The sequence below is a fragment of the Eubacterium sp. AF15-50 genome (genome assembly GCF_934835595.1).
GTDB classification, from domain to species: domain Bacteria; phylum Bacillota; class Clostridia; order Lachnospirales; family Lachnospiraceae; genus Eubacterium_G; species Eubacterium_G segne.
In genome coordinates this window covers 1-2,467 of the sequence record NZ_CAKVZL010000143.1, presented here as the reverse complement: position 1 = coordinate 2,467, position 2,467 = coordinate 1, and the positions used below count along the sequence as shown (strand labels likewise).

The 2,467-nt window shown below is 35.9% G+C and carries 4 protein-coding genes; all 4 read right to left on the bottom strand.

Annotated features, from left to right (window positions below):
* Positions 1–389: peptidase U32 family protein (locus tag Q5O73_RS10460; protein ID WP_302669660.1), on the bottom strand; the 389-nt coding region annotated here is incomplete at its 3' end.
* Between the two features lie 64 nt (positions 390–453).
* A complete protein-coding gene (zapA, locus tag Q5O73_RS10455) occupies positions 454–852 on the bottom strand; it encodes a cell division protein ZapA (RefSeq protein WP_207721417.1) in 399 nt (132 codons plus the stop codon).
* A 128-nt stretch (positions 853–980) separates the two neighbouring features.
* Positions 981–1,979 (bottom strand): Holliday junction branch migration DNA helicase RuvB, encoded by a 999-nt coding sequence (gene ruvB / locus Q5O73_RS10450; protein ID WP_118588581.1) that lies wholly within the window; start codon positions 1,977–1,979, stop codon positions 981–983.
* A 12-nt stretch (positions 1,980–1,991) separates the two neighbouring features.
* A partial coding sequence (ruvA, locus tag Q5O73_RS10445) for a Holliday junction branch migration protein RuvA (RefSeq protein WP_302669659.1) occupies positions 1,992–2,467 on the bottom strand: 476 nt, incomplete at its 5' end.

Genomic DNA, 2,467 nt, shown 5'->3' with positions numbered 1-2,467 from the left:
AATTCCTGTGCCGTGCGTTTGCCAAAGATGGTCATCTGGGTGCTGGCGTGAATGTGTAAATCAGGAAAATGTGTTCTGATATAATTAAAAACTCCCATATCCTGCACAATTACTGCATCTAAACCATTTTCATATAATGGAAGAATATAATTATAGAGTTTTTCGTTAATTTCGTCATCACGCAAAAGTGTATTTACAGTTAAATAAAGCTTTCTATTATGTATGTGTGCATAATTAATGGCATCAATTAGCTGCTCTGTTGTCAAATTATCAGCATTTGCTCTTGCACCAAACATTTCGCCACCGGTATATACGGCATCCGCCCCTGCATTAAATGCAGCTATAACACTTTCATAGGAGCCACCCGGTGCTAAAAGTTCAATATCCATGTCACTCTCCAAAACCATCTTTCAAGAAACGACCAGGCTAAACCTGATCGCTATATTCCTTTAATTAATTTTTTAATTCTGTCTGTAATCTTACAATCTCTTTTTCAAGTTCCTTGATTTTATCTAAAGCTTCTTTTAATTCTTTTTCAGTAGCTTCTGCCTTTGAATCTGAGACAATTAATTCGTGCTTTAAATCATAAACTTCTTTTTCTTTGATTTCCAAATCATTTTCTAACAAATCAGCCTGTTTTTTAGCCTTGAAGTAATCATTGGCAATGTTGATTTCAAGTAAGATACGCTGCATATCCATTTTCTGCATACGGTAGTTTTCGTTTTGCTTAAATTCCATAATCATATTGTTTATGTATGAAGCTACCTTTTGTAAATATGCTTCACTTTCAAAACCACCGATATTGTATATTTTTCCATCTATAATTACATCTATATAATTCTTTGATGCCATAATTTTCTCCTAACTGTATAAAATACCTACATAAATACTGTACCTTAAAACTTCAATTATAATATCATAAATTACTGTTATGGTCAAAAGGTATTTGGTGTTATGGGTTTTTGGAAAAGTAATAAATCCTATTGCTCATAAGGAATACCTAAATGTTCATAGGCTGTAGGGGTTGCAATACGACCTCTTGGTGTACGCTGTATTAATCCATTTTGAATAAGGTAAGGCTCGTAAACATCCTCTAGAGTACCTGAATCCTCCCCTAAGGCAGCCGCTAATGTGTCTAAACCTACAGGGCCTCCGGCAAATTTGGAAATAATGGTATCTAAAATACTTCTGTCCCCTCTGTCTAAACCTAATTTGTCCACTTCTAAAAGATTAAGGGCGGTGTTTGCCACATCTTCCGTGATAACGCCGTCATATTTTACCTGGGCAAAATCCCTGACACGTTTTAAAAGGCGGTTGGCAAGTCTCGGAGTTCCTCTGGAACGCCTTGCCATTTCCTCGGCACCTTTATCATCTATTTCCACTCCTAAAATATCGGCGGATCTTATTATAATTTTTTTTAGTTCTGATATATTATAAAATTCTAATTTATTAATAACTCCAAATCTGTCTCTTAAAGGTGCAGTAAGAAGTCCTGCCCTTGTTGTGGCACCGATTAATGTAAATTTTGGTAAATCAAGCCTTATGGAGCGGGCAGCCTGTCCTTTCCCAATCATTATATCAATGGAATAATCTTCCATTGCCGGGTAAAGAACTTCTTCCACCTGTCTGTTTAATCTGTGGATTTCATCAATAAATAAAATATCATTTTCAGATAAGTTATTAAGGATTGCAGCCATTTCTCCCGGCTTTTCAATGGCAGGGCCGGAGGTTACCTTAATATTTACTCCCATTTCGTTGGCAATAATAGTGGAAAGGGTGGTCTTACCCAGTCCCGGAGGACCATAAAGTAACACATGGTCTAAAGGTTCATTTCTGGTTTTTGCTGCTTCTATGAAAATTTTTAAGTTATTTTTTGCTTTTTCCTGACCAATATACTGGTCTAATTTCTGAGGTCTCAGACCTTTTTCTATAACTGCGTCTTCCGAAACCATTTCTGTTTGAATAATTCTTTTATCCATATTTAATCCTCATTAAAAAATATATTTAAGTGCATTTTTCAGTAAATCTTCCACATCCATATTCTTAGCATTTGGCACCTTTTTAATGGCACTGTATGCATCTGATTTGGAGTATCCTAAAGAAACAAGAGCTTCTAGTGCATCATCAAAATCACCCTTTGCTGCCGGAATTTCTTCATAGTCTGTTCCACCGATTACACTATCCATATCAATTTTATCCTTAAGCTCAATAATAATCTTTTGAGCAGTTTTGTTTCCTATACCCTGAGCTTTTGCAATAGCCTTGGCATCTCCTGATATAATGGACATGGCTAGGGCATCACCGGGACATGCAGTTATAATGGCAAGTCCACCCTTAGGTCCTACTCCACTTACTCCAAGAAGCATTTTAAAAAAATTAAGTTCGTCTTTTGAAAGAAAACCATACAGCTGCATGGCATCTTCCTTTACACTTAAATAAGTATATATTTTTAATTCCTCTCCAATAC